The organism is Methanoregula sp. (assembly GCA_041645435.1).
Lineage (GTDB): Archaea > Halobacteriota > Methanomicrobia > Methanomicrobiales > Methanospirillaceae > Methanoregula.
The window spans coordinates 560018-582204 of record JBAZQB010000002.1; the positions used below are offsets into that span (position 1 = coordinate 560018).

Consider the following 22187-nt stretch of genomic DNA (forward strand, 5'->3'; position numbering starts at 1 on the left):
CATGAGACCTTCGATCCTGCTCACGAATGATGATGGCGTAAGTTCAGTCGGGCTCTGGGCTGCGTATGAAGCGCTCATCCCCATTGCCGATGTCACGGTTGTTGCACCGGCAACCCAGCAGAGTGCAGTTGGCAGATCGATCTCGATCTTTGAACCGCTGCGGGTAAACCAGATTACTATGAACGGGATTCCGGCGTGGTCGGTTGCCGGTAAACCCACGGATGCGGTGATCATCGGCCTGTATGCGCTCAAACTCGCCCCGACCATGATTGTCAGCGGGATTAATATCGGGGAAAATCTCTCAACAGAGTCGATCATGACTTCTGGCACGGTGGGCGCGGCACTGGAAGGTTCCAACCAGGGCACGAAGGGGATCGCGTTCTCCCTCCAGGTAGAGGATCAGGGGGATAAGTTCGATGACCCCCGCAACTTAGGACACAGCTTCGATGCAGCAAAAACAGTGGTGCGCGACGTGGTCTCCCGGGTGCTCGAGCACGGGTTCTCGCCGCATACCGATGTGATCAATGTGAATATTCCGTCGGTGGTAAAAGGCGGGTATGAAGTGACGCGGCTTGGCCCCAAACTGTTTCACACCGGCGTGGAAAAACGGCTGGATCCCCGCGGTCGCCCGTATTTCTGGATTAATGGCCCGCTCTTTGATGATGCCGAAGAGGGTACGGATGTGCATGCTGTCCGGAAGGGAAATGTGTCAATTACACCTATTACCCTTGACTGCACTTCCTATGCAGCTGGGGAAGATACGAGAAAAGTGTTTAAGAATTGATTTTTTTAGGATGGCTTGAAAGTTCGATACAAAATTTTCTTTAAAAATTATCCTGCATCCTTAAAATAATCTAATCGTCATTTTCTCTGATGTAAATAATCATTCAGTTTTGTTTGCGATGCTTCCCACCCCTTCGGGGTCGCTCGGCTGCCTCGTTTTGGTCCTCGCTGGGCAGGGAGGTTAATCCATCTCTCAATGCGAAGGCAAGGGCGCTAATTTTCCGTACGTTAAACCAATCGAACCGCCGCGGAGGCGCCCCTTCGGGGGCGGCGGGGTTCATCGTAACCGGGGGTATGGGGGCATCAGCCCCCATCAATGAAAAGCAAAAGTACCTGAACAATTTTTGTTCTGAAGACATCTCATTCAACCAATGTCAATTTCCCACCACCACATCACCAGTTTTAATAATTCCTGTACCGATATGTATCACTTTAATGGACTCAACGACACGTGATCCCGCAATCGCCAAACGTGCAGCAGGCTACAAGGCAGCAGACATGGTAAAAGACGGTATGATCATCGGCCTTGGCACGGGTTCCACGGTCATGTATACCATGGAACGGCTCTCCCGGCGCATGCAGGAAGGGCTCACGATTTCTGGTATCCCGACATCCTTCCAGACGGCAATCAGGGCCCGTGAATATCGCATACCGTTAACAACCCTCGATGATCATCCGGTAATCGACCTGGCTGTTGACGGGGCGGATGAAGTTGACCCGCAGCTGCGACTGATCAAAGGCCGGGGAGCAGCCCATACACGGGAGAAATGCGTAGCTGCTGCTGCACGCCGGTTTATTGTCGTTGTCGATGAGCAGAAGATGGTCCCCCGTCTGGATGGTCTGGTACCGGTAGAAGTTGTCCCGTTTGCCATCCGGCCCGTGATGGATCAGCTCAGGGCAATGGGATGTACGCCGGTGCTGCGGGAAGGTGTGAAAAAAGACGGCCCGGTGATCACCGACAACATGAATTTCATTCTCGATGCGAAATTCAAAACCATTACCGAACCCGAAAAACTTGAGGCATCCATTGGCCTTATCCCCGGCGTCGTGGAGAGCGGGCTATTCTGTAATTTTACAGCAAAAACCACCGTTATTGTCGGTGGTGAAAAAAAATGCAGGATTATCCCTTAGTTGAGATAATCGCGTAATTTGTGGACCAGGGCGAGCTGGTTGTTCGCTTCTTTCTTCTTCTCTTTCTCGATGCTGTCCATAATCTGGTGGATTGGCTTTGCCAGCTCGTAGATCTTAACCGGGCGACCCTTGCTCTCTGCCTTGCTCTCGCGGCTGGAGATCCAGTCCTGTTCGAGCAGGTAGCGCATCGCAATGCTGACTTCCGGCTGGCGGAGATCGGTGCCCCGCTCAATAGCCCGGGATGTGGCTTCCGGGGTGTTTGCAAGAAATACGAGCACCTTTGCTACATTTCTTTTGGTTCCAATCTCAATGAGGAGGTTTGCAAACTCCTCTTCCTTTTCGGTGAAATACATTACATTTTCCGTTCTCATACAACACATCCACACTATTTTTCTTTAGATTTCTACAATAATTTATCTAATTCCTGATATATAGGTGCTCGTATTGCAGCACAATGACAGCAGACTTTATTTATTATAAAAAATTCCAAGGCCAGAATCCGGGAAAAGAGCGGTTGGAATTCAATCTTTGCGAAAAATTCGTAAACACCGGTATAAAAAAAATGTTTACATCAGACCAAGGCTGCGCAGGTCTGAAAGGATCTTGATCACTGCTTTCTTTGCATCTTCCGGTTCCTTGCCACCGGTTATGATCAACTTACCGGATCCGAACAAAAGGACAACAACTTTGGGAACTTCAAGACGGTAGACCAGTCCGGGGAACTGTTCAGGTTCATACTCAATCCGGTCGAGGTTGAAACCAACTGCGATCTTGTTTAAGTTAATTGGCGTGGCAAGATCTGCGGACGTGACAATGTTCTGGATCTTGTAATCCAGTTTCTTGGGGATAGCAATACCCAGGTCGCGCAGGAGGCCGCCAAGGATATTGAGTCCTTTGCTCAGGCTGTCAACACTCTTTGCACCGGTTAACACTACTTTTCCCGAACCAAAGACGAGCGCTGCGATCTTGGGATCCTGCATCCGGAGAACAACGCCGGGGAAACGCTTCTTGTTATATTCTGCGCCCGGAATCTTGGATGCAATATCGGGTAGATCCAGATAATCGGTCACCTTTGCTGAGGCAACAATGTTTTCAATCTTGAGGGAATCTTCTGGTCTGACCTTCATATTTATAAATGATATAAAACAGTATTTAAAAAGTTGGGTCTGTTTTTTGTAAATCAGTCTTCAAGCGTTGAAATATCGCCCGGGTCCATTCCCATCTCTTTTGCTTTTAAGACCCGTCGCATGATCTTCCCGCTCCGGGTTTTTGGCAGTGACGTTACGAACTCAATCTCTGATGGCATGGCAATCGGTCCCAGCGTGATACGGACATGGTAGAGGAGCTCGTTTTTCAACCGGTCGGAGGGTTCATGCCCCATGCGCAGGATCACAAAAGCCTTGATCACGTTGCCCTTCACTTCGTCGGGTTTCCCGATGACTGCAGCCTCTGCAACGGCCTTGTGCGAAACCAGCGCGCTCTCGACTTCCGCAGTCCCGATATTATGCCCGGCCACTACGATCAGATCATCGGATCTGCCGAGCACCATGATGTAACCCTGTTCGTTTTTCACGGCAAGGTCCCCGACCGTGTAACAGCCGGGAATCGTTTCCCAGTATTTCCGGTACCGGTCAGGATCGTTAAATACTGCGCGGAACATAGAAGGCCAGGGTTCTTTTAAGACCAGAAAACCACCGGTACCGGGAGGTACGGGTTTGCCATCCTTATCAACCACATCTGCTACAACACCGGGGATGGACTTGCCGGCAAAACCCGGGTACATGGGCTCACCGAGTACCGTGGTGATCATATGCATGCCGGTCTCGGTCTGCCACCAGGTATCAACGACCGGGCAGCGGTTTTTCCCGATAACGCGGTAATACCATTCAAAGGCTTCGGGATTGAGCGGTTCTCCGACAGAACCTAAAATGCGCAGGGAGTTTAAGTTACTCTTATTGGGCCACTCCTCGCCCATCTTCATGAACATCCGGATAGCTGTCGGGGCGGTGTACAGGATTGTTATACCGAAATCCTCGATCATCCGCCAGTAAGCCCCGGCATCGGGATAATCCGGAGTATTTTCGGTGATAAAAATGGTCGTGCCATTAGAAAGAGGCCCATAGACCACGTAGGAGTGACCGGTGATCCAACCGGGATCGGCGGTACACCAGTATACGTCATTATCTTTTATGTCAAAGATATGTTTCGTCGTATAATAGGCACCAACCATATACCCGCCACAGGTGTGGACTATCCCTTTGGGGGACCCCGTTGATCCGCTGGTATACAGGATGAAGAGTGGATCTTCGGTGTCCATCACTTCAGCCTCGCAGTCAGGACTGACATCCTTGATTAAATCGTAAAAGTCTACTTCCATTTCGTGGTGAATCTCAACCGGCTGATGGAGTTCGCGCCGGAGTACGATCACATGTTCCACGCTGGGCGCATCGATAATCGCCTCTTCAATGACATGCTTGAGCGGTATGGACTTTCCGCGCCGGAAAGTGACATCGGCAGTGATGACAACCTTGGCTTCTGCGCCGGCGATACGGCTGTGTAGTGCGGCAGCCCCGAAACCGCCAAAAACCACGCTGTGGACTGCCCCAATCCGTGCACAGGCAAGCATCGAGATGATCTGCTCAGGTACCATCGGCATGTAGATGCAGACGCGGTCACCTTTCACCACGCCGAGTTTTTTTAAACCGTTCGAAAGCCGCATCACTTCGCGATAGAGCTGGCGGTACGTGTAGATTCTCTCACAGTCATCCTCACCTTTCCAGATGAGTGCTACCTTGTTCCGCCGGGCATTGATGACATGGCGATCAAGGCAGTTATAGGTAATATTTGTCTTACCGTCAAGAAACCACCGGGCGTGAGGATAGTTCCACTCTTTTACCTTGGTATAGGGTGAGAACCAGTGGAGTTCTGATGCGATCTTGTCCCAGAAGCCATCGGGATCTTGTAAGAATGCATTGTACGCTTTCTGGTAATCCCCAATCCAGCTGTTCTTTTTTACTGAAGGATCAGGCAGATACTGTTTGTCGGTGAATTTGACGTTAAAATCTTCAGCCATAAAAAAACCCCGATTCTATAGTATTAATGATGGGTATATTCAATAAAAGGTTGTTATTTGCGGGGGCAAAGCACGAATAAAGGGGGCATAATAATTTAAAAGAAACGAAAAAACAAAGGTAATCCGCTGAAAGATTTGTGAGGCGGGATGAGGGAAAAACAGATTGGAAGGTTAGGTAATGTGTTAATCGTACTGTCGCCACGTGTGGCCGCATTCCGTGCACCGGAAGAACCGCACCTCGCTTTCATCTGCTGCCCGTAACTGCCGGAGCCACCAGAAAGCAAGATTGTGCTCGCATTTCGGGCATTTTATCGCAATGGTGGGCATGGTTTTGATTTTATCTTCTTCATCATCCACAATCGTGATCTCATTTTCCGTGCGATTCTTCTTGGACTTCATCTGGTCAGCGGCTTCTATCATCCGTATATACCCGCATTTCCGGCACTTAAGCTGACCACCGCTTGAGATCATCATCGTCTTACATTCAGGACAGAACATCGGTATTCTATGCGTGAGCAAAGAAGATTAACCCTCTTGTCAGGGACCCTGGTTTTCACCGGGTTTTAACACAGGGTAATTCCCATGGCAGGCAAAGACACGATTTTTACGGTTTACGGTTTAAGAAAACGATGTACCTTCAGAATCCTTTTTTTGGTAAGGAGTGAATAATTGTATAATGATCGAGTATCTGGTGCTGATCTCCTGTATTGGATTTCTTGCGTTCCTCCTGCCCGGTCGGCACCGGAAATATACAGCCATCATAGGCTGGACATTTATTGTTCTTGCACTATTTACCCAGTTACCGGTGTATTTTTCTGAAAATAATTTCCTGTACCCGATTATTGCTGCCCTCTCCGTGCCTTTCCTGGTGATCACAGCCAAATACCTGCTTGCAGAGGATGAGCGGGTGATGCACCTTTCGCGGGCGGCAGCCGTTGCTTTTATCATCTACGCCCCGTTTGAGTACATACCTGCTTTCGGTGACTGGCTGATTGACATTGTGGTGGGGCAGATAATCTGGATACTCGACCTGCTCCAGTTCAATGTCACCAATACTGACTGGAATATCATCGCCCGGAACGGTTTCCGGGTAGAGATCATTCTCGGTTGCACCGGCATCCAGAGCATTGCGATCATGCTGGGTGTGGCTGCTGCTGTTCCGACAACGATCAGGCAGAAATGTTATGCCTTTCTTATCATTGCCCCGACGATCTACTTCTTAAATCTTTTAAGAAATGTATTTGTCATCATCGCGTATACCGACCAGTTGTTTCCCTATTACCCGGAGATCGCCAGTAATGGAGAACAGGGATACGAGAGTTTCTTCTGGGCGCATAATGTGATCGCAGAACTGCTGGCTCTTGTCTGCCTGGTCCTGATCGCATATGGGCTTTTTACGATCATTCCAAAACTCGGCAGCTTTGCCGATGACCTCTATCAGCTCTACTATGGCGAAGTTAAGAAAGCTTTTTTTAAGGACAGATGAATCCTGCCGGACATAACTGTGGCAATCGCCACATACTTGTTATCATCACGCAGATCGGTCAGATGATTAATGATCACAAAAATATCAGATTTTATCAAGGATATTTTTCTAAGTTCGATAGATCAGTCATGCATTGATCAGATTACAAAGAGGGAGGCTGATCCCCCCTATGCCATTTAATAATGAATTCTGCCGCTCCCGAAAGGACACCCCCGCGGCTGTTCAACCGGTTTACCGTACGGGTGAATCAGTCCCCGTGCTTCATATCGAAGCGGGCAGGATCAACCGCCCTGCCCGGCGAAGCCTCGCCAGGGTGGCCAAGTGACCCTATGAGGTGTGGGATGGCTTTTTAAAGCCTATGAAAAACGTGTGATGATCTTCATTATCGGGATGTAAAAATATAGATTCTTCCCCGGTTCTATGGATTTCTTTTACTGTGCAAATCTCCCGGCATTCCTTAATCATGGAATATTCACTATTGTTGTATTCCAAAAACCGGGGTAAAGTGACAGTCAGATACTATGAATACTGAACCCGAATTATTTCATCCATCCATTATTAATCACCGCAGTGTCACGGGTCCCCGTTCTCCGTCTCCTTTTTTTCGTCTTCCTGCCGCCGCTTTATTCCTTCTTCTGTCCGGGTATGGTGAAAAACCTCCCGGCGTGCGGATGGGAAACCACATGCGGCGAGTGCTTCAGTCACATCGATGTTACTGCCCTCACCAAGGGTGGCTGCGAGCGAAGAGAGCGATATGATGGAAAAGGGAAGTCGCATATTGAAGATATCAGCAATTGGTATTTCCCCGAAATCTTTCCTGGCATAATTGCGGACGCTGCCCCGATCGATTACGATCCCGAGCTGGGCGAGGTGGGTGGCTGTGCGGCAGAAGGGTATCGTAGCTGCAAACGTTTTGCAGAGATCAATTACCGGTGATCCCATGCGGGTATCCGGGTAAAACGGTTCATCTGCGTAACAGAGTATCTTGCAGGATTTGCAGTAAAACCGCTTGACCCTGACCTGGATAACGCGCTCTTTTTCGTTTTCGAGAATCACGGCAAACTGTTTTTTCCGGGTATCATATCCCTGGACTGCCCCGCCGCATGACGGGCAGGCTGACCGATTGGAAAATTCCATCCCCTCAAAGGATACGAGTGCGGTCTGGATTAGATCTACAACCATGGGGGGGAAACGGGGTTTTCTCATACGGGATACATTCCTGTGCGTACTACCTGTGCTATGCAGTGACGCTGCACCTTGCTACAATGCTTTTACTGAGATGTTTTCTATCATCCTATTAATGCCCACTGTTAATCATCGAATTGCTGGCAATCTTTTTTGTGAGGCATGATTATTCATGGCAAATGTTTATGTCGGGTTTTCCATATTTGTTCATGCTATGAAAAGGGGTTGAGCATCCTCGCGTTCTAACGTTGAACCAGGTATCCGAAGAAAAAATCCCTGTATTTTGCTGTTATCCGCTGCTGTCAGCGTATTTTTGTCTCACATCAACATCACCGGTCAACAAAAAAGCGGAAAAATCGTTATCGCCCATAAAATTTTTTTTAAAAATTACTTAAAAAGGAAATTGGATTGCAGTATCATTCATTTCCATTTGAACATCGGAATCATTGGTTTGAAGGGTTCATACTCATTTCCTAAAGCTGATAATTTGAAGGATTTGGAAAAGACAACCTTTTCTTCATTTTCAAATGTTACTATGACCTTGACATCCTGGACCATCGAACCGAGCGGGTGGGTATGGGTTTGATCAACGACAAGTGAGGGGACATCGTACTCGGTGTTCATGGGGACCAGCGCCACATGGATATGCAGTGCGGGGGCATTCCCGGAATTTTTCAGGAAAATGGATTTGGCATCTTCTGTCAGGCTGGCATCCACATCGGGATGTGACACGCTGTCCTGCATAATTATCAGTGACATAAATAGCGTGATGACCAGAATAAAGACAATTCCTGCCAGGTAGATATTGATAAAAAAGAGAATCATGGTGATGGCAAGACCCAGCACCAGAACGATCTGAGATTTTTTATCCATACTGATGGTTGTGCATTCCCCCTTTTTTGTTTAACGGTTTATGTTTTAAGAAAAAACCTGTTCCTTACGGTCACTGCCAATCAGTCATTGGTAGTAAGAAAAACGTTCTTCAAAGTAAAATGGTTCACTTCACGGAAAAACTGCGGGAAAAACCGCCCCGTCTTTTTGTTCCGGCTTTACCCATTTTCCTATGACTACTACCCGGATTGTCCAGATGACACCTCCCCGGAATGATCCAGCACCTTTTTTTCTCTGACTGCGCGTAGTAAAAAAAAAACTGTTTTTTTTTTTGCAGTTCCGTTTTTTGTTACGTTCCCTTTCCATGACATTCAAAAAGTTTATTAATAATACTACTGGGTATAGCATATTCCATTAACTCCCCAGGGACTATTTTTTTCTAATCATTGCTGTACACGTGTCTGATTGACAAACAATTCGAAAATTATTAATATCCACACAAAAGACTGTAAATTGACCTATACGGAAAAGTGATTTAATACGTTGCTGGTATAGGTGGACATTTAGAGGTGTGTTAAAAAATGGTGTTTCATCCTCCGGTAGCAATTACTGCAAAGGCAGGAGATGCCGGTAAGTACAAAGTCGGCTTGCCGGCCTGGAACATGGTCCTCCGTGGATTCATGTCGGGCGCATACATCGCTATGGGTGCCGCTCTTGCAACGGTTTGTTCAACGGGAATAATGGCAACCGATGCCGCAATGCGCTACGGTACAGCCAGTGCAGGTTTTTCACAGCTGATTCTGGGATGCGTATTCCCGGTCGGGCTTATCATCACCGTTCTTACGGGTGCTGAGCTCTTCACCGGTGATGCAATGCTCGCCCCCATGGCTGCATTCATCCACAAGATCAGCTGGGCACAGGTCCTGAACCTGTGGGTCTTTGTCTATATCGGGAACTTCATCGGGTCCGTCGTATTTGCATATATCTGTGCAAACGGTCCGTTTGTCTCATTCGACGCTGCAGGTGTAGGAACCGTGACTGCGTTCGGTTCGCGGGCGATTGCCATTGCCGGGGCCAAGTGTGGTTACGTGGGAATCATGGGATTCTATTCTGCATTCCTCAAAGCCATTGCCTGCAACTGGCTTGTCAACCTCGCCATCCTGCTCGGTATCTGTGCAGATGATGCAGTAGGCAAGTTCTTTGGTATCTGGTTCCCGATCATGGCCTTCGTTTCCAGCGGATTCGAACACTCGATCGCAAACATGTACTTTATCCCCGCCGGTATCTTTACCCAGGGATTCGTTACGGACCCAACCAAGATCGTTGCCAGTGTCAACTGGGTTACCATGTGGACGGCAAACATTATACCGGTAACACTCGGTAATATCGTCGGAGGTATTTTCTTCGTCGGTGTCATCTACTGGGTTGCGTTCCGCAAAGAGATCGCAGCACTGAAGTAGATTAACATCCAATAATTTTTCCGATGAAGATCGGAAATGTCGAAGTGAAGGTTTCAAACATCTCAATCGCGGTGTTTGTGTTCTTCACAATTTCTCTTATTCTTGCTTCCCAGTTCAGTCCTGAGGTTCGATCCAATCTTATCTGGATGATCCCGGCCCTGTTCATGCTTCTTGTCATTCCCGTTGCACTCAACTACATGAGCCGCAGCCAGTATGCGGATCTTGAACCTGAGTATGAGCGCGAAGCCAGGACCGTGCGGGTCAAGCTGATCAATGAAAATATGATGGGAAAAGTCGTGCGGATCGAGGGCGTAGTTGAACGCGTCCATTTTCAGTTCTTAAACCGCCCCCAGTTTATTGTTGCAGACCGTTCCGGTGCGATTTCGGTCAAGATGTTTACCAGCCCGGATGATAACATCAAAGTGAACGATGTGGTTGTGGTGCTCGGCCAGGTAATCCGCCGGTTTATTGTTACGGGTGAACCGGTCATCAACTGCGTTTCGATCCGGAAAAAAAATGCACCGGCTGCGAGTGAAAAATAATACTCTCATCATCCTTTGCAGATATACGAAAACAAATACCATGATACACAGGATCGGGCAGGTATGAGCAGTTCAGAAGTAACGATTCCATCAGACCGCAACAGGCAGCGATTATTAGAGTTTGCCATTCCCCTTTTCTCTTTTGGCGCAACGCTTGCCGGGGTTCTCTTATGGCAGATGGGCTTTGAGATCAATTTCCAGTTTTTTGCAATCGGGTGCGTGATTGGGTCCTGTCTTCTGGCCTACCTCGCCTGGATCCGGCCCAAAAAGGATATTGTGGCATTATCAACGCCAATCTATGCCTTCATTTTCTTTGTTGTGCCGACTGACTATATATCCGGTCTGACCCTTCAGCTGTTGTATGCGGCAAGTCTCACCCTGCTGCTCGTACGCCTGAAATACCGGTTCGGGTTGTCCCACACGGCGGTTTCGTTGGGAAAAGAACTGGCCGCTCCCATCAAATCCTACGTTGAACAAACCCGTGATGCCGTGACCGGGATTTCCCCTGAAACTGCACACAGGGTAGCTGTCGTGATCAGCCAGTTTTCCACCGGTGAATACGGCGAGGCCGCCCGGGCTGCGAGTACTGTTCCCGGACGATCCGAAGAACTCACGGGAGATCCTATGCTGGTCCGTGCACTTGAGATCGTGCACGAGCATGCAATCCTCCTCGAACAATCCCTGTCCCGGCCGGAAACATACCGGACTTTTTTACCGGAAGATGAAAGCCTTCTGGCAAAGCCCCTGCTCCCGACATACAGCGAAGACCGGAAATTTGATGCCATGCTTGACAATGCCCTGCTCTATCTCTTCAGTGCTGCCTGGCATGGGGCAGAAACCGATCGCCCCCACCTGCTGGCATGCCAGGGATTCCTGCTAAAATTGCTGGGCGAGTGAGATTTCTCTCACGAAAAAAAAAAGATTTTTACCCAATATCAGGTATAATAACTCAAATCGTATTTTGTATTGAGTGCCTGCCATGTCTGGTATTCCGAAGGTGACAGGTTTTTTACCTTTGCTTCAAGCACCGCCCACTCCCGGGCATCGTTGTAATCGTTCACTATGCTCTGGAGTGCCTGCCCGGTCCCGACCGGAGTTAATTCCAGGGTGCCGGTAAATTTCCATTGGGCGAGGTTGTCGGTTGTTGAATCCGTGATGATGTAGGGTTCCGTTGCCTCGATGAATGCATACCCGGAATTCCTGAAGTCATACGGTGAAGATGCTTTGATCCCCGCGGTCATGTGATCTTCGGGAAGGAGGTAAAAGACACTGGAACCAAACCCGAGATCTTTTAACAGCAGGGCAAGCAGCATTGATTTCTCTCCGCAGACACCCTGGTTCTTGTACAGTACCTCATACGGGTAACGGTATTGCTTGCCTCCGACCTTGTAGGGGATGTGCTGGACGAGCGAAACGGCGATCCGCGCCTGATCATCCTTATTTGGGGTTTTTTCCTGGATTGCCTGTGCGAGTTTTTCGATGTAGGGTTGTTGATCGGAATCTGTTATGTAGCCCCGGTAATAGGAAGAATTACTGTTGGCATCATACGGGGATTTGTACGCTGGATCCGGCTTTTTTGCATAGTCCGCATAGACTGAATCTGAAAGCGGGACGGACACGGTGCCCTTCACCCCGTTAAGAACATACTCAAACGTGTGTTCCTTTGTACCTGCGGGCAGCACTGCGGGTGCAATTTCCGTGGGCCGGATTGTCGGGTGTGTTGTGCGGATCTCAGTGGCTGAATGGACTGTTGCCGGGGTTTTTTCACTGGCCGGTATTACAGGTTTTTCCTGTGCGGGACCGGATGTACATCCGGAGAACAGAGTGAGCAGGATAAGGGTGGTGATCACCATGCAGGAAACTATTCTTATGTGCATACAGTACATTTGAGATCCTGATACCATATATTGCGAATGGCACCATGCTTCTCCCTTATATGAACCAGATGGCAGAGTCGGCATTTTCCCGGCAACAGCATTCATCCATACGATGACCGTATCCCGGCCGATCGTTCTTAATACAATTTTGTTCCTTTCCAGTCTCCGGACCAACTCCCGGAAGATCCGTACCGCCATTCCCCGGTGAGTGACTGTTTGTCATCGGAAAGTTTTAAGATCACGTCGCCTGCCTGTTGCGGGGCCTGATAGGTGGGGCTTTCACTCCATGTGCCGGTGAGGGTGTTTCCTGACACGACGCCGCTGATAAGACCATTGCGGTAGACATAGGTGCCGGTCACCTGATTGCCGGACTGTGACAGGGTCATCACCCCCCAGTTCGAATCCCAGGTTCCCGACCATGGTCCTCCAGATGTCGGTATTATCAGCGTATCCGTCGGCAGGGTCCCGATGAGATAAAAAATTCCCAATAAAATGACCCCAAAAACGAAGAGGCCAACGCCAATACCGATCCCGCTTTTCTTTGTTCTTTCAGCTATCGGGGCGGGCGGTGTAACGGGAGGCTGGTACAGGGGTAATACTCCCCCGCAGTGTTCACAGAATTTTCCGTCCGGCGTGCTTTTTCCACAATTTGGACAGATGGACATATTCTCTAAACACCCCACGTTCAATGATAGAGCGATGGGGCATAAAAATATATTGAACGCAGAATTTCTTGTTTTTGTCAATAAAAAAGATACCGGCTGTCGTGGCTGAGAACAATCTGGTTTTAATTTCAGGAACAGCCGGTATCGAGTCCTGTATGGATACAGCTCTTTTTTAAGCCTGGGGATATTGTGTCGCGATAGTGGATGCAGGTGCTGACAGGAAACGGGATGCCGGGGATAACGATGATCATCTTCCTGCCTCCTTCTTACGTGACCGGTACCCGCTTCATCGGGCAGACATTTGCGCCCTTCATGTTGCCCATCGCCCACGAATACCGCTCCCGGACTGTCAGGGGCAGCTCCTTTTCCGGGATAGGTACAAACCCGAGGGATGCGTAGAAATCCACGAGCGGCAGCACCGCGTACATGTACAGGACATTACTGCCACATCCGCTGATCAATGCATCGAGTACTTTTCTGCCATACCCGGTTCCCCGGAACTTCTTCCACGTGAAGATCCCGTCCACCTCGTATCCATCCGGGTGCTGCTTGCACCGTGCAATGCTGACCGGCGTGTCCTCGACAAAAACGGCGAAGATCCGGTCGTGCTCCGGGTCGGATTTTGTCTGGTGGTAGTCAAACCAGATCTTCTCGGCAAGATAAAACTCGCTTCTGTCGAGCTCCCGTGACTGCACCACCAGCTGTATCCCGGTGAACATGACCAGCACGGGTTTTTTTATCTGTGCCGCAACCTTCGATGTTGTAGTACCGAGGGGAACTTTTCTCAGGCAGTCCATCTTCCCGTACCGGGACATCATGACCAGCGAGACCTGTTCTTCGGTTGCAACCGCACAGATCTGGCCGGTCGGATCACCGAACCGCACCATCATTTTCACCCTGATGCCGGGACGGTCACGTTTGATCTTTTCCCTTGCGTCCGAGAGGCGTTTTTCCACCTCCCGTACGACAAGGTTCATCCGGTCCTTCTTCTCGATCTTCCTTATGACATGGAGGAGGATGATCTCGGCAACTTCTTCGATCGTTTCGATGCATGCCAGCGCGTCGTTTGCAGGCCGGGAAAAATCAAGCGGGAAGAGGATCTTTGCAAACAGTGCACACTCCGTCTCGTCGGGAACCGGCGCTGCAAAGAGGCCCTGCCCGGGGAACTGCATGATGAGGACATGGGTCCTGCTCCGGGTAAGGATCTCGTTGCCTCCCCGGCCGAGAAGACTTTTGCTGAGGAGCCCTTTTCTGGCTCCCATGATGATGAGCGAAGGTTTCTCGGTCTCTGCAGTTTTTAAGATTGCCGCGGGAATGTTGCCACCGGTATCTTTTACGATGATACATCTCACCGCAATATCTGTATTCGTGATGAGCGCCTGCTGCCGCCACACCACTGCCTGCTCCCGCTCCATGGAATCGCCGGTGCAGCTGATATGGAGCAGGACGATCTCTTTGACGTTCCGGATCCTGGCCGTGCATGCTACGAGTTTATCCGATGTTTCCGACAGATCGGTGGGGATGAGAATCTTGTTAAACATCTTAAGGGTCTTTCCATATTTTTTTACAGGATAGTGTTGTCCAGTTCGTTCTTATGTGTGTGGTGGTTGGGATAATGGCGGGATATCGTTGATTACGATAGTGACGAAAAAGAAACGATTGGTTTAAAACCGGTGTCGAGCTCTTCCCGGATATTCCGCTTAGGTTCCTTGTTGAGGCCTGCGATATAGTCCTCGAACTTGTGGATCCGGGTGCTGACGGGGAACGGGATGCCGATGGTGGAGATGATCGCCTCGCCCTGGTTCAGGGTCTGGATCTCGATATCCATCCTGGACAAATCCTGCTTGGCGCTGCCCATGATGACGTCGCGGTCGCCCCGGTCGCCAAGACCCATGACAACGAACGTGTTGATCCGGGCGAGCACTTTCTGGTTGATGCTCCTGGGCTGCCGGGTGAAAACGCAGAGACCAACGCCAAACTTCCGGCCTTCCATCGCACAGTCGCAGAAGATCCGGGTTGAGGAGCAGGCGGTTGTGGTAGATGAGATAGAGGAAACGCTGATGCCTGGAGTACCAGAATATTGCCGGGATGATGAATGTGATGAAGTAGTGCGGGAGGTCAGTCATGAACGGATCAGGATCTCTTAAAAACCGTCCGGGCGAGGGTGTTTACCTTATTTATTTCCGCCTTCCGGTCATTCTATCAGAAACCGTTATTATATATGAATAAATACAAAGGCACGCGATTTTATCTCATGCACAAACGAACTGTATTCTGTCTCTTCACGCTATTGCTCGTCATGGCTATAGCGTTTTGTGGCTGCACATCCCCGCAGGCTTCACCGTCGACCCTTCCTGCAACACCCGTCACGGTCCTTTCGACAATCCCCACAACTGCCACTCCCGCTGCTGTACTCCCTGAAAAAACGGCAGAGGTAACCAAACATGAGACCCGTGCGGATGTTGAAAAGGTCATCCTCACTACCAGGGGTTTGATCTCGCCGACAGAGTTCAAGACGTTTGACTTCAAGTCAATGGGTGACGAGTTCTCGCAGATAGGTGTGAAATACCGGATCATGCTCAAGGCAGACAAACCCGTAATCGGCTATGCGGTTACCAACACCCAGGCTGCCGAACTCCAGGGTAATACACTGACACCCCAGTACGAATCCTATTCTGACAGGATCCAGTGGGGACTCATCACGCCCTACATGAATCTCGGAAGGGTCACTGATTCCACAAAGACTTTCACGGTCACCACTATTGCCCCGTATGTGTTCGTGGTTGATGCCCGGTGGATGGCGTCCGATAACGATTACAAGACAACCAAGCCCTTCAATTACGAACTTACTATCACGAAGATAACCTCTCCTTCCTGACCCGATTGGGCTCACGGCCCACACATAATTTTTCAGGAAATTCGTCATCCGATGCCTCATGAACTTTTTTTACGTGGGTAAATGAGGAAAATCCAAGGCATCCCCCCGGGACAACGGTAAAAAAAAGTGCTGTTTTATTTTCAGGAGAACCCGGTGTCGAGCCCTTCCCGTATGTCTTTTTTCTTCTCCTTGTTGAGCCCGGCGATGTAGTCCTCGTAGTAGTGGATACGGGTGCTGACGGGAAACGGGATGCCGATGGTGGAGATGATCGCCTCGCCCTGGTCAAGAGTCTGGATCTCGATCTCCATCTTGGATAAATCCTGTTTTGCACTGCCCATGATGATGTCCCGGTCGCCCCGGTCGCCAAGGCCCATGACAACAAACGTGTTGATCTGGGCGAGCACTTTCTGGTCGATGTTCCTGGGCTGCTGGGTCACGACGCAGAGACCTACGCCGAACTTCCGGCCTTCCATGGCACACTCGCGGAAGATCTGGGTGCTCGAACCTCCGGCCCCGAGCACCCGTTGGGCTTCCTCAATCGTGATGAGCACTTTTTTCTGCTCGGTTGGTTCGGTTTCGCACCCGAACTCCTCTGCTGATTTGCGGTGGGCCTGCATGATCCTTCTTGTGATCATCGAGAGAACGAAGAGTTCGCTGCGTTCGCCCATGCGGGGAATGTCGATGAGGACGACCTTGTTCTTGTGGAGGTGGCTGAGGATCTCCGGAACACAGGAGCCGGATTCGCGGAAGAATTTCCGGTTGCCCTGCACGATATTTTTGAGCCGGCGCTGGATCACCTGCAGGGTGCCCGGGTGGAATGACCCGAGCTTGTCGGCAATATGCGGGTACGGGCCGGTATACCGGTCCTGTTTCACTTCATCCTGGAGGGTATCGACATTGACCTGCAGGAAAAACGGGATGATCTCGTTTCCCGAAAAATCATCGAGCGACTCGACCACATCCCGCTGGGCCTGCGAGAGATCGTAGAGCAGGGAAAGGTCAGTCATCTTAAAATCGTCGTAATCGAGCCAGAGGCTGTTGAGCGAATACTTTTTCCGGTCGGTCTCGCTGATCGTAAAGACCACCAGCCCGTCCATGCCGGCGCTGTAATGGACAAGGCCGAGCGTCCGCTCCCCGGTGCTGGACTGGCCGCCCCGCACGTACTCGCCGTGGGGGTCAACGACCAGGAGGCCGAACTTCTGCATCTTCATGCATGACGCACAGAAGGTCTTCATGAAGTTGCTCTTGCCCATGCCGGTGGTGGCAAAGACGCCCATGTGCTGCGGGAGCACCTTGCTCGGGATTTTTACCTGGATATCCTTAAGCACACCCTGGCCGGTCCGCATGACGCCGACTTCGATATCCCCCATCACTTTCGTGAGAAACGCAAAGTCCTCCGTCTCGGGGATCTTTACTTCCGAGAACTTGGTGGGAAGCGTGCGGGGTTTTTTAAACGTTCCGTGCTCATCGACAAAGCCGAGCGGGACAGCCTCGACCCCGATAAACACATCCTCGCCCAGCCCGTAGAAGTGCTCGGCAAACGGGCGGGTGTCCCAGCGTTCATCGGCAAAGTTGCTCTCGTGGACCAGGTCGTTTACCTTTGCATAGAACGAATATCCCTTGGCGGTATCGGTGATCTTGAGGATATCGCCTACGAACAGTTTTGCCGCATGGGGGATAATAAACCGGTACGAGAGCACGCTCCTGCCGATCAGCCGGAATTTTGTTGCATCCACATTTTCAATATCGTTCAAAGTCACCATGTAAATCACCAAAGAGATCTTCAAAGGTCCTGTTCCGGAATCCCTGTTTTGAGAGACCGGCTTTTATGTCCTGCTGTACCTGCAGCACGAGCGCTTCATCGATCGTGACCGTGCGGTGAGCATCGAGGAGCGGGTAGGGATACCCGGGGATTCTCCCGTCATCAGCACACGCGGCGAGCGCCTGCATGGTTTTTTCCGCAGTATCGATACTCGTCCCTTTCGGCAGCTCCATCTTTAACGGCCGGCTGAACTGATGGTGGAGCGAGGCGACGTAGATCTCCCCGTGCCGTCCCTGCCGGTACTCAGCGTGGTCGAGAAGATGGGTATCGATCTTTGCCCACCAAGGGCCGGTGATGCCAAGCTGTGTGACAAAGCCGCTGAGCGCGGGAAGGAGCGGGTGCCCGCCGCCCCACGTGGCCCGGGTCCGCTTTGTCACCGCTGCAACAAGCAGGTTTCGTTCTCCTGCCGTTTTTACAATGTCGGCCAGCACCGGTTCGTGGTTCTGGTTAGAGACCCTGAGCGCCCCATCGATAAGCAGGAGGGCTCCTGCCGGCAGGGTTTTTGCGGTCTGGAGGGTCACCCAGTACTCCAGTGTGTCGCGGAGGATGGCCGACGCCCGCTCGGCATCGGCATTGTCGAGGCCCTTGTGCGGCGGCATGCCGAAGCACTCCTCGTAAAGTTCGTCAAAATCCGTGTTCCGGTGGCCGGGCCCGATGGTGACGAGTGTCAAGGGGGTCGTGGAGCGGTTATGGCGGACGTTCCCGGCAAACGTTGTCCGGGCAGCCCGGATTGCGGCCAGAGTGATACTCCCCCCTTCTGCGATCATCGCGTTGCTCCCGTCAACTGCACTCACAATACCGGAAGGGCCCGGGGTGATGGGGTGAATGTCATCTTTTGTGATCCCGCTCTTGTCAGTGAACTGCTGAACAAGGTCTTCCGGAATATGGTCGGCGATGCGTCTGAGTGCTGCGCTGACGGATTTTTCGTAGGAAGTGCGGATGTCCATTACGTTATCTCCCATATCCTGCCTGCGGTTTCCCTGATCGCACCGTGATACATGTGGTCGAACATTTCCGTTGATTTTTATTTGGCATGTAATGGGATATAAGGGGGTGGGGGCGTGGGATGAAAATGAGGGGGGCATATGGTTCTCATCATGATGGAAATTCATCGGTAACAATCGTACCGGGGTTACGGTGTGTCAGAAATCACCAGGCATGCCGGAAAATCATTTGCCCGAATCTGATCTCTCTCGCAATGCAAGCAGGTGGTGGTACTGCCAATCCCGTTCTCTGGCTATGGCAACATCAGCATCAGAAGAGTCTGTGGTTCTATTGATAGCCTGTAAGGCGTACTTTGCAGCACCAAGGGAATGCGTAGGAACATGTGCCGTTGCAACTGCCTGGCCTGCGGCACGGGCTGCCGAGCGGGCGGCAGTATCTTCACCCACTTCACGGGCAGCGGCATGGGCTGCGAGTGAAGCCCCGCGAATGTCAGCCATTCGAAATTCCCCGGTATGTATCCATGCCCGGCATGCAACGAGCGCGTTCCGGGGGCGGGGGTCATCCGGATATTTTCCCTCAAAGCAGGGCAGGACGCGCTCCACACAGTCAACTGCCCAGACGGCTAATGTTTTCTTGTCGGTCCTTCTCACCAGCTCTTCCATTGACTCGTCCTTACGGGCAAGGGAGAATTTTGGTTTTTTCTTTTGTGGTTTTGGTTTCATGGCAGATCCGGTCTTTTTCCTTAAAAGAAATGCGCGGCCCCCGGTCAGATTGTCCGAACGATTCCCCAGAGCGGGAGTGAGACTGGCAGCAGAGGTACGAAGCTGTATACGTTATTCTCTCCCGATAAACCTCCACGCCCCTTCCGGCACGGCAATCTCAAACCGGGCTCCCTTCCCGGGTTCACCGGTTTCCGTGATCGCGATACCGGTGATCGCCAGGATTTCACGGGAGAGGTACATGCCAAGCCCTGTATGCTGGAAATATTTTCGCTGGAAAATGTTCTCCTTCTCTCCGGCAGGAATCCCAACCCCGTCATCTTCGCAGACAATGATCCCGCCCTTGTCTGAACGGATGGTTGAGAACCGTATCCATGTTAAGGTCCTTCCGTACTTGAGAGCGTTCTCCATCAGGTTGTAAAAGACCCGTTCCAGCAGGGGATCTGCATAGATCCTGACGTGTTCCACCTCCACATGCAGCCGGACCGCGCCCGGGTTTATGTTCCGGGTTGCCCGGACGATCGTCATCTCAAGATCCTGCCAGGCCGGGGAGTTGATACCGATCTCCTGGTAATCCCTGGCGAAGCTGATCAGGTCCGTGATATTATCCGTCACTTCAGACTCCTTCCGGATATACTCAAGAAGCCGGGGCTCGTCTGTCTGTGCTTTTGAAAGTTCAAGGTAGCCGCTCAGCACGGTCAGCTGGTTGAGGATATCGTGGCGGGAAAGGTTGGCGAGGATGCCCAGCTTGGTATGGGCGAGCCGTAGCGCATCCTCGGCATGTTTCCGTTCCGTGATATCAATTATCGATACGATGCTCTGGAGTGTACCGGGAAAGATCTGGACGTAGATATCAATATCGAGCATCCTGCCATCCTTCCTGACAACCTGTGTCTCGTAATGGTGGGGAACGGTCTCGTTGCCATGCCTGCGTGCCTGATGATACGAGATGATCCTCTCCCGTTCCGCAGGAGCAATGAATGAGAAGATCGATCGGATATGTTCTATCTCTCCCCGGGAACAGCCTGATATCTGCTCGAAGACGGAATTGACCAGGGAGATGGTGCCATCATCCTCGATGACGGCCAACCCGGTACCGGAGTTCTCAAAGATGGTCTGGTAGCGGTGGATAAGATCTTCGGAAGTCTTCTTGAGCAGGGCATGGATGGATGAGCGTTCGCGGAGCAGGAGGGTGTTACCCGATTCGAGCCGGCGGATACTGCCGGCGGTCCTGCGGATCTGTGCTTCATACCGCGCCCGCTCTTCCGGCGGAAGTGTCTCGAGGAGGGCAGACAGGGCTTTTTCAAGATCGTCAAACTGCTTCATAAAAGGATCATTTCCGCAGGCTGATGAGGACGAGCGAGAGCGTCTCGTTGTAGAAATCGCAGGTACCGAGCCGGTTGTGCCCGATCTCCCCGTAGGTGAAGAACCCGGCAAGCGGGGCGTTCCAGAGCCGGGATGCCGTGAGAACCTCATCCGCTGTCATCGATCCGGCAACCCGGTACCGGGCTATGCAGGAGAAGAGGAGGAGCAGGGAAGCATGGGGATGATCTGCATGATACCCTTCCAGTTCCCGGACCGCCTGCTCGATAGTCTGGTATCCAAACGAGCTGGAGAACCGGACAAGCGACCCCTGGGGAACCGAGCCGGCGAAGGTGAGGGAACCTGATGAAAAATCAACAGAGAGAAATGCACGCAAAACCTCGGTCCCGTCCGGGCGACGGATCAGGAGCGGGAAGTTGATCCCGATCTGCTGGAGCTCGGAATCTTCTACGTCCAGGTACTCCTTGAACACTTCTGTTGCCGGCCTGCCGTTGATGGTGTTGACCGTATTTCCGTCCGATGAGGTTATCATCATCTCTGCCCCGATCCCGACCCAGCCGCTCGATGCGATGCCATGGACATCAACCTTATCCGCATCGAAAACCAGGACAACGGCCCCGTCATGGGAGATCTGGTTACCGCAAAACACAAGAGTATCTTCAAGGAGGCCGTCATCGCCGGCCATCCCGCCAAAGAGCGGGACCGATCTGCCTGCTGCCTGCTGGATGCCCCGGACAATCGCCTCGCCATCGTTTTTCAGGCCGGCAATGGCAATGATAAAGGCCGGTCGGGAGAACTGCCCGCACCCCCATGCGCCGATCTGCTGTCCCAGAAAAAACGATGTGGCCTCGCCCCGTTCAAAGAGGGATATGCGGAACAGGGCAGGGTCAAAGTCCAGAAAACAGCAGACTGCGGACTGGTCATGGAACGGATCTGCTTTTCCTTCGACCAGAATTTCCCCTGCCGTAGAACTGCCAAAGAGCGGGATACTTTCAGTGCGGAGAGCTGCAACAAGATCCGGAATTCCCAGGGCAATAGAGGAGAAGATGATCCCGATGGTTGGCCGGAACGATTGGATCTGCCGGTATTTCTCCATCAGTTCGTCGCCGGAGTATGCAGAGAAGCAGGAGGAATGCGGCATAGAAGATTTCTGATTGAATGATACTTCTGTGGAATAATAAAGTATCGGGTAGGGCTGTCAGACACCCGCGATCAATCGTTCAGCATACCCCTGGCGGAATTGATGGCCTTCCTGGCGGAAAAAAATGTCAGAGAATCGATGCAAACGACCACGGGGGAATCCATTTCCCCTTGTTTTTCACTCCTCTTCCTGGATCCGGCTCGCGTTGTACAGAGCCCACCCCGGCCACGAGCGTGTTGGTATACTATGCCTGTATCTCTGCGATGCGGGAGATAGTACGGGACATTACTCTGACCTGCTATCGTGCGATTTAAATACAAGGTAGC

At 51.3% G+C, this 22187-nt stretch carries 23 protein-coding genes; 7 read left to right on the forward strand and 16 right to left on the reverse strand.

Going from position 1 to position 22187, the window contains the following annotated elements:
* Position 1 precedes the first annotated feature (1 nt).
* The gene (surE, locus tag WC593_06330) at positions 2-784 is read left to right on the forward strand and encodes a 5'/3'-nucleotidase SurE (protein MFA4824760.1); all 783 of its coding nucleotides are present in this window, start codon (positions 2-4) and stop codon (positions 782-784) included.
* A 434-nt stretch (positions 785-1218) separates the two neighbouring features.
* Positions 1219-1914, forward strand: coding sequence for a ribose-5-phosphate isomerase RpiA (gene rpiA, locus WC593_06335; protein ID MFA4824761.1), 696 nt, complete (start codon positions 1219-1221; stop codon positions 1912-1914).
* Here the strand turns inward: rpiA and WC593_06340 are convergent.
* The 4 genes from WC593_06340 to WC593_06355 form a co-directional block, all read right to left on the reverse strand.
* Positions 1911-2285 carry an ArsR family transcriptional regulator gene (locus tag WC593_06340; GenBank protein ID MFA4824762.1) on the reverse strand — a complete coding sequence of 125 codons (375 nt, stop codon included), beginning with the start codon at positions 2283-2285 and terminating at the stop codon, positions 1911-1913. The genes rpiA and WC593_06340 overlap by 4 nt on opposite strands.
* Positions 2286-2480: 195 nt before the next feature.
* Positions 2481-3041: a TATA-box-binding protein gene (locus WC593_06345; protein ID MFA4824763.1), complete on the reverse strand. Its 561-nt coding sequence runs from the start codon at positions 3039-3041 to the stop codon at positions 2481-2483.
* Between the two features lie 53 nt (positions 3042-3094).
* On the reverse strand, positions 3095-4987 hold the full coding sequence (acs, locus tag WC593_06350; protein ID MFA4824764.1) for an acetate--CoA ligase: 1893 nt from the start codon (positions 4985-4987) through the stop codon (positions 3095-3097).
* A 183-nt stretch (positions 4988-5170) separates the two neighbouring features.
* Positions 5171-5485: a transcription factor S gene (locus WC593_06355; protein ID MFA4824765.1), complete on the reverse strand. Its 315-nt coding sequence runs from the start codon at positions 5483-5485 to the stop codon at positions 5171-5173.
* 178 nt (positions 5486-5663) lie between these two features.
* On the opposite strand from WC593_06355, the gene artA reads away from it, so the two are divergent.
* Positions 5664-6473: an archaeosortase A gene (gene artA / locus WC593_06360; protein MFA4824766.1), complete on the forward strand. Its 810-nt coding sequence runs from the start codon at positions 5664-5666 to the stop codon at positions 6471-6473.
* A 573-nt stretch (positions 6474-7046) separates the two neighbouring features.
* Here artA and WC593_06365 read toward each other — a convergent pair.
* Both WC593_06365 and WC593_06370 read right to left on the reverse strand, forming a co-directional pair.
* Positions 7047-7679, reverse strand: coding sequence for a hypothetical protein (locus WC593_06365; GenBank protein MFA4824767.1), 633 nt, complete (start codon positions 7677-7679; stop codon positions 7047-7049).
* A gap of 399 nt (positions 7680-8078) precedes the next feature.
* On the reverse strand, positions 8079-8531 hold the full coding sequence (locus WC593_06370; protein ID MFA4824768.1) for a hypothetical protein: 453 nt from the start codon (positions 8529-8531) through the stop codon (positions 8079-8081).
* Positions 8532-9070: 539 nt separating this feature from the next.
* Here WC593_06370 and WC593_06375 point away from each other — a divergent pair.
* The 3 genes from WC593_06375 (at position 9071) to WC593_06385 (ending at position 11388) form a co-directional block, all read left to right on the forward strand.
* Positions 9071-9949, forward strand: coding sequence for a formate/nitrite transporter family protein (locus WC593_06375; protein ID MFA4824769.1), 879 nt, complete (start codon positions 9071-9073; stop codon positions 9947-9949).
* Positions 9950-9972: 23 nt separating this feature from the next.
* Entirely contained in the window at positions 9973-10491 is a 519-nt protein-coding gene (locus WC593_06380) for a nucleotide-binding protein (GenBank protein ID MFA4824770.1), read from the forward strand.
* A gap of 63 nt (positions 10492-10554) precedes the next feature.
* On the forward strand, positions 10555-11388 hold the full coding sequence (locus tag WC593_06385; GenBank protein ID MFA4824771.1) for a hypothetical protein: 834 nt from the start codon (positions 10555-10557) through the stop codon (positions 11386-11388).
* 38 nt (positions 11389-11426) lie between these two features.
* On the opposite strand, the gene WC593_06390 is transcribed toward WC593_06385, so the two are convergent.
* From WC593_06390 to WC593_06410, 5 genes are all read right to left on the reverse strand, one after another.
* Positions 11427-12368 carry a hypothetical protein gene (locus WC593_06390; protein MFA4824772.1) on the reverse strand — a complete coding sequence of 314 codons (942 nt, stop codon included), beginning with the start codon at positions 12366-12368 and terminating at the stop codon, positions 11427-11429.
* A 137-nt stretch (positions 12369-12505) separates the two neighbouring features.
* A complete protein-coding gene (locus tag WC593_06395; GenBank protein MFA4824773.1) occupies positions 12506-13033 on the reverse strand; it encodes a zinc ribbon domain-containing protein in 528 nt (175 codons plus the stop codon).
* Positions 13034-13161: 128 nt separating this feature from the next.
* Positions 13162-13284, reverse strand: coding sequence for a hypothetical protein (locus WC593_06400; GenBank protein MFA4824774.1), 123 nt, complete (start codon positions 13282-13284; stop codon positions 13162-13164).
* 15 nt (positions 13285-13299) lie between these two features.
* Positions 13300-14574 (reverse strand): GNAT family N-acetyltransferase, encoded by a 1275-nt coding sequence (locus WC593_06405; GenBank protein ID MFA4824775.1) that lies wholly within the window; start codon positions 14572-14574, stop codon positions 13300-13302.
* A gap of 92 nt (positions 14575-14666) precedes the next feature.
* A complete protein-coding gene (locus tag WC593_06410; protein MFA4824776.1) occupies positions 14667-15026 on the reverse strand; it encodes a hypothetical protein in 360 nt (119 codons plus the stop codon).
* A gap of 261 nt (positions 15027-15287) precedes the next feature.
* Here WC593_06410 and WC593_06415 point away from each other — a divergent pair, with 261 nt between their 5' ends.
* The gene (locus tag WC593_06415; GenBank protein MFA4824777.1) at positions 15288-15911 is read left to right on the forward strand and encodes a hypothetical protein; all 624 of its coding nucleotides are present in this window, start codon (positions 15288-15290) and stop codon (positions 15909-15911) included.
* Between the two features lie 140 nt (positions 15912-16051).
* Here the strand turns inward: WC593_06415 and WC593_06420 are convergent, their stop codons facing one another.
* The 5 genes from WC593_06420 to WC593_06440 all read right to left on the reverse strand — a co-directional run bounded on the left by WC593_06420 (position 16052) and on the right by WC593_06440 (position 21861).
* The gene (locus WC593_06420) at positions 16052-17674 is read right to left on the reverse strand and encodes an ATP-binding protein (GenBank protein MFA4824778.1); all 1623 of its coding nucleotides are present in this window, start codon (positions 17672-17674) and stop codon (positions 16052-16054) included.
* Positions 17652-18680, reverse strand: coding sequence for a DNA double-strand break repair nuclease NurA (locus tag WC593_06425; GenBank protein ID MFA4824779.1), 1029 nt, complete (start codon positions 18678-18680; stop codon positions 17652-17654). The genes WC593_06420 and WC593_06425 overlap by 23 nt, the downstream gene beginning before the upstream one ends.
* A gap of 222 nt (positions 18681-18902) precedes the next feature.
* Entirely contained in the window at positions 18903-19400 is a 498-nt protein-coding gene (locus WC593_06430; protein MFA4824780.1) for a putative immunity protein, read from the reverse strand.
* A gap of 111 nt (positions 19401-19511) precedes the next feature.
* A complete protein-coding gene (locus WC593_06435; protein MFA4824781.1) occupies positions 19512-20723 on the reverse strand; it encodes a PAS domain-containing sensor histidine kinase in 1212 nt (403 codons plus the stop codon).
* 7 nt (positions 20724-20730) lie between these two features.
* The gene (locus WC593_06440) at positions 20731-21861 is read right to left on the reverse strand and encodes an FIST N-terminal domain-containing protein (protein MFA4824782.1); all 1131 of its coding nucleotides are present in this window, start codon (positions 21859-21861) and stop codon (positions 20731-20733) included.
* Between the last annotated feature and the right edge of the window lie 326 nt (positions 21862-22187).

Bases quoted from the DNA above. Each gene is read 5' to 3' on its own strand.
- surE (MFA4824760.1), top strand. From the start codon at position 2: ATGAGACCTTCGATCCTGCTCACGAATGATGATGGCGTAAGTTCAGTC.
- rpiA (MFA4824761.1), top strand. From the start codon at position 1,219: ATGGACTCAACGACACGTGATCCCGCAATCGCCAAACGTGCAGCAGGC.
- WC593_06340 (MFA4824762.1), bottom strand. From the start codon at position 2,285: ATGAGAACGGAAAATGTAATGTATTTCACCGAAAAGGAAGAGGAGTTT.
- WC593_06345 (MFA4824763.1), bottom strand. From the start codon at position 3,041: ATGAAGGTCAGACCAGAAGATTCCCTCAAGATTGAAAACATTGTTGCC.
- acs (MFA4824764.1), bottom strand. From the start codon at position 4,987: ATGGCTGAAGATTTTAACGTCAAATTCACCGACAAACAGTATCTGCCT.
- WC593_06355 (MFA4824765.1), bottom strand. From the start codon at position 5,485: ATGTTCTGTCCTGAATGTAAGACGATGATGATCTCAAGCGGTGGTCAG.
- artA (MFA4824766.1), top strand. From the start codon at position 5,664: ATGATCGAGTATCTGGTGCTGATCTCCTGTATTGGATTTCTTGCGTTC.
- WC593_06365 (MFA4824767.1), bottom strand. From the start codon at position 7,679: ATGAGAAAACCCCGTTTCCCCCCCATGGTTGTAGATCTAATCCAGACC.
- WC593_06370 (MFA4824768.1), bottom strand. From the start codon at position 8,531: ATGGATAAAAAATCTCAGATCGTTCTGGTGCTGGGTCTTGCCATCACC.
- WC593_06375 (MFA4824769.1), top strand. From the start codon at position 9,071: ATGGTGTTTCATCCTCCGGTAGCAATTACTGCAAAGGCAGGAGATGCC.
- WC593_06380 (MFA4824770.1), top strand. From the start codon at position 9,973: ATGAAGATCGGAAATGTCGAAGTGAAGGTTTCAAACATCTCAATCGCG.
- WC593_06385 (MFA4824771.1), top strand. From the start codon at position 10,555: ATGAGCAGTTCAGAAGTAACGATTCCATCAGACCGCAACAGGCAGCGA.
- WC593_06390 (MFA4824772.1), bottom strand. From the start codon at position 12,368: ATGCACATAAGAATAGTTTCCTGCATGGTGATCACCACCCTTATCCTG.
- WC593_06395 (MFA4824773.1), bottom strand. From the start codon at position 13,033: ATGTCCATCTGTCCAAATTGTGGAAAAAGCACGCCGGACGGAAAATTC.
- WC593_06400 (MFA4824774.1), bottom strand. From the start codon at position 13,284: ATGATCATCGTTATCCCCGGCATCCCGTTTCCTGTCAGCACCTGCATC.
- WC593_06405 (MFA4824775.1), bottom strand. From the start codon at position 14,574: ATGTTTAACAAGATTCTCATCCCCACCGATCTGTCGGAAACATCGGAT.
- WC593_06410 (MFA4824776.1), bottom strand. From the start codon at position 15,026: ATGGAAGGCCGGAAGTTTGGCGTTGGTCTCTGCGTTTTCACCCGGCAG.
- WC593_06415 (MFA4824777.1), top strand. From the start codon at position 15,288: ATGCACAAACGAACTGTATTCTGTCTCTTCACGCTATTGCTCGTCATG.
- WC593_06420 (MFA4824778.1), bottom strand. From the start codon at position 17,674: ATGGTGACTTTGAACGATATTGAAAATGTGGATGCAACAAAATTCCGG.
- WC593_06425 (MFA4824779.1), bottom strand. From the start codon at position 18,680: ATGGACATCCGCACTTCCTACGAAAAATCCGTCAGCGCAGCACTCAGA.
- WC593_06430 (MFA4824780.1), bottom strand. From the start codon at position 19,400: ATGAAACCAAAACCACAAAAGAAAAAACCAAAATTCTCCCTTGCCCGT.
- WC593_06435 (MFA4824781.1), bottom strand. From the start codon at position 20,723: ATGAAGCAGTTTGACGATCTTGAAAAAGCCCTGTCTGCCCTCCTCGAG.
- WC593_06440 (MFA4824782.1), bottom strand. From the start codon at position 21,861: ATGCCGCATTCCTCCTGCTTCTCTGCATACTCCGGCGACGAACTGATG.